Origin of the sequence: Bradyrhizobium campsiandrae, from assembly GCF_014529705.1 — a bacterium.
Classification (GTDB): domain Bacteria; phylum Pseudomonadota; class Alphaproteobacteria; order Rhizobiales; family Xanthobacteraceae; genus Bradyrhizobium; species Bradyrhizobium campsiandrae.
Map to the genome: position 1 here is coordinate 1 of NZ_JAANIH010000446.1, position 238 is coordinate 238.

Here is a 238-nt window from a genome sequence, read left to right on the forward strand (position 1 = left end):
TCGTTGGCGTAGAGCTTGAAGCCGCGCTGCTTCAGCTCCGGCAGCGCATCGGGCGCCGGCGCTTCGACCCAGTCAACCTGCCCGGACAGCAGCGCGGCGGTGCGCGCGTTAGCCTCCGGCATCGGCACCAGCACGATCTTGTCGACCTTCGGAATGCGCTTGGCGTTCCAATAGTCCGGATTCTTCGTCAGCTCGGCAAGCTCGCGGGGCACCAGCTTGGTCAGCTTGAACGGGCCGG

Annotated in this window: 1 protein-coding gene; it reads right to left on the reverse strand. The window is 66.4% G+C overall.

What is annotated here, in order from left to right; all coding sequences use genetic code 11:
* A partial coding sequence (locus G8O24_RS43850; protein WP_244646498.1) for an ABC transporter substrate-binding protein occupies window positions 1-238 on the reverse strand: 238 nt, incomplete at both ends.